Source organism: Kitasatospora sp. NPDC001159 (assembly GCF_053598235.1).
Genome location: NZ_JBSFJV010000230.1, coordinates 1 through 3,366, shown reverse-complemented (window position 1 = coordinate 3,366; position 3,366 = coordinate 1). Strand labels below are relative to the sequence as shown.

The window sequence follows — 3,366 nt, the reverse complement described above, 5'->3', positions numbered from 1 at the left end:
AAGCCCTGGGCGTCGATGTTCGAGTAGTGGGCGAACACGTCGGGGCCGCCGCCGTCCTGCTCGATGAAGCCGAAGCCCTTTTCGGCGTTGAACCATTTCACGGTGCCGGTAGCCATGCGCATCTCCTTCAAGGAAAGCTGATCGGGTCCCACTGGTGCGGGCCCGGAGGTGATCGCCTTGGTCCGGAGAGGCGTTGAACAGCATGAACGCCCACGGCATGTCACCGCGGGCGAGAACTTCGGAACCACGACTGCTTGATCAAAACGTTACACCGCAGGGGATCCCGCAGCCAGGGAGCCGGACCGGACACGAAGCGACGCGGCTGTGGCGCCGTACGCGCTTCGGTCGTGTCAGGCCGCCTACGGTCGCGAACACGGGCGGGGCTCCCCTGCTGAACGGATGCGGGGGGCCTCGCACTGGCAGACCCTGGGAGAGGAGCCGACCTCGGAGGAGAGCGATGACCAGTACCAGTGGCTCACGGGCACCGAGCGCCATGGTGCACATGTCGATCTCCGGCGCGCCACCCGTGGCGAATGTGGTCGCCGACACTGTCGGGCAGTCGTTCAGGCTGACCGTCGTCCCTGGTCCTGGCACAGCGAGGGACTATGTCTCACCCGCCGATCAGGTGGTCCGCACCCGCTGGCAGGTGGACGCGTCGGCGCCGGTCGCAGAAGCCACCGCACGGCCGGTTGCCCTCGCAGATGCTGGTGCCGGCCCGGTGAAAGTGGAGCTCAGCGGTCGAGCCGATGCCGTCGTCAAGGTCGAGGCGCTGATCCGCGCGCGTTTCCGCGCTGGACCGCCGACGGGGTTTTCGCAGGCGTTCGAAGTGTGGCCGGGGAGTCCGCCGCACGCCACAGGCCAGCCATGACCGAAGTGGCATGTGCCTGGCGAAGTGTCAGTCCTTGCCGCACCGCACGGGCCGACCGGGCCCGGTCACCTGGTCGCACCGAGCGGCATTCGGCATGACGTTCCGGCCATGACCGCACGAGTGGACGACGCCCACCCGCGCCGGGCCGTGCGAGCCGCCACCCCATTCGGAGCGATGGCCACCGCGGCAGGGTCGTAAGCCGCGGTCGCCGGAGCTGTCGCCGCTGCGAGACGGGGCAAGAGCTGCACGAGCTGGAACGAGACGGACCGTGGAGCCGTCGCCACTGAACAGAACAACCGGGAAGCCCCGAGCCGGGGCTTCCCGGGGTCCGGATGCGCACCGGCCAAGGCGGGCGGACGCTGGATCCATGAGCACCTACGACGACGCCGTGATCGTCATTTGCGGAGAGTTGAGCCCAAGCTGACCTGTCATCCGCGTCAGGGGACAACCCGCTGACGTCCTGGGGCGGCACTCTCATCACGGACAGCGAGGAGCACGCGTTCGAACTCCGACAAACCCGGCAGGGGCTCATTCAGTTTCCCGATGGGCGCGAGGGCTTGTTCAGGGTCACCGATACGGAGACCGGTGAACTGTGGCTTGGTGTCCAGGGCTACGGCTCTACGCCGTTCTAACGATGAAGTCGCACACCGCACCGCCGTCTACCGGGCCCGTCGGCTGCTCCGTCGTCCCTCGTCACTGATCGCGCCCCGCAGCAGTGCCGTGCGGGCAGACGGAAACCTGCAAGGTGGGCTCCCTTCGCCGGCATTGTCCGGATCAGGTGATGGAGGTCGCCTTCCGGTCTCACAGACCTTCCAGCCTCTCAGCCCGACCGTCGACAAACGCCCCGCGCGGAGCCTCCGCCCATCACCCGGGACCATCCGGTCGAACTCCCTCGCTCGCCCTGCAGGCCAATTCCCATGGTACTCTCGCCCCCGCCCGGCACCAGGGCCGAACGGCCCCATCGCTGCCCGGTTGACCAGGCCGGCTGACCAAGCCGAGTAGCACCTCGGTGAATCCGCCGTGCCCCCCTGATTGCTCACCGCCGGGAGCGCCATGCCCTTGGCTGCGTCCAGCAGCGCGGCGGCCGCGTCATGCCGACGGGGCTTCGCGCGCAACCACGCGGATCCTCTCCAGCTTCGTGCAGCCGATCGTCTTTCTGTCCGTCCTCGGCTACGGCATGTCCTCGCTGATCGGCACGCCCCGCGGCTTCGACCGCGGCGTGCTGGTGATCGTACGGCGGCCGCCTGTCTCACCGTCCTCCAGCAGCGGCTGCCCTCCCCGTGGCGCGGACTCGTCCCGCAGCGCGGCGATGTCCGCGCGACCGGGTAGCCGGTAGACCTGCTCGGCGCCGGGCACGCTCACCTTCGCCGCGGACAGCCTCATCGCCGGTCGGCCGTCGTAGGCGACCATCTTGTACGCCGAGTCCAGGTACGGGGCGTCCGCCGACACCCCGACCAGGGCGCCCACCGCGAACACGTCGTCGGCCAGCACGATCCGCCCCTCCGGCACCACCCGCACCCCGCCAGGAGCTCGAGCCCCAACAGCAGCGCCAAGTCATCGCAGGGGCGGTGTAGCGCAGCGGCGAACACCACCACATCCTCCTGCTCCAGATAGTCCAGTACCGGCTCCAGGCCCGCCGCGACCAGGAAGCCCCGCCCCGGGGCAGCCGGCGGACGAAGAGACCGAAGGTCGCGGGAGCCGTCATGCGCTCCACCGGCCTCCCACTTCACCGGGCCGGGACAACCGGCCGCACCACCCCCGGGCCCGGGGCGATCCAGCCCCTGCCGCAGCGTCGGCCGAGGACCGGGCCACGCCGCATGCCTCACGTGCGGCTGACGGCGCAGACCGCCGCGAAGCCGCAGGTCAGCGTCATGCTCGGCCACGCGGACTGCGCAGCAGGTCGACCGCACCCGCCACTTCGCGCGCCCCAGCACGTGTGGCCCGGTCGGGAACCTCTACCACGCGCGCCGGCCTGAGCAATTGCCGCTGTACGCTGCCCTCGTGAGCCTGATGCACTCCCCCGTCGACTGCGCCTGGTGCGGCGCTGGGTCAGTCGAGCAAGGCAGAGTCTGAGGCCTTGCTGGCGGCCACTGACGTGCGACCAGCGGACGATCCGGTGGCCGTGATCAGCTGGATCGACTTGTCCGACCCCTGACTGATCAGATGCAAGTGACTTCTCCAGCGCGGACACCACGTCCGCGCCCCCGCCGGCGTTCCCGCCGGCGGTGCAGCTCCGCCCAGACGTAGGTGTCCGGATGCAGCCCGCCACCGCTCATGCGGTGCCAGTACGCCACATCGGCCGCCATCAGGCGGGGCACCTTGCCGGGGCAGATCCGGTCCAGGACCTCCACCCGACCCAGCTCGGTCAGCAGCGCCAACCAGTGCGCCCGCGCTGTGTTCCATGCCTGCGCGGCCTGGTTCCACGTCGACGAGTCGTTGCCCCGGCGCACGATCATGGTGTCGCGCTCCAGAGGGCAGCGCTCCCAGGCATCCTCCAG

The 3,366-nt window shown here is 69.8% G+C and carries 3 protein-coding genes and 1 pseudogene; 1 reads left to right on the top strand and 3 read right to left on the bottom strand.

The window, feature by feature from the left end:
* On the bottom strand, window positions 1-116 hold a 116-nt coding region (locus ACWC9T_RS41260), incomplete at its 3' end, for a cold-shock protein (RefSeq protein ID WP_449826156.1).
* A gap of 341 nt (window positions 117-457) precedes the next feature.
* On the opposite strand from ACWC9T_RS41260, the gene ACWC9T_RS41255 reads away from it, so the two are divergent.
* Window positions 458-868, top strand: coding sequence for a hypothetical protein (locus ACWC9T_RS41255; RefSeq protein ID WP_449826155.1), 411 nt, complete (start codon window positions 458-460; stop codon window positions 866-868).
* A 1,230-nt stretch (window positions 869-2,098) separates the two neighbouring features.
* On the opposite strand, the pseudogene ACWC9T_RS41250 reads toward ACWC9T_RS41255, so the two are convergent.
* Together ACWC9T_RS41250 and ACWC9T_RS41245 are read right to left on the bottom strand one after the other, a co-directional pair.
* A pseudogene (locus ACWC9T_RS41250) lies at window positions 2,099-2,347 on the bottom strand (nicotinate phosphoribosyltransferase); the annotation flags it as partial.
* A gap of 680 nt (window positions 2,348-3,027) precedes the next feature.
* The coding region (locus ACWC9T_RS41245; protein WP_449826154.1) for a hypothetical protein at window positions 3,028-3,366 on the bottom strand (339 nt) is incomplete at its 5' end.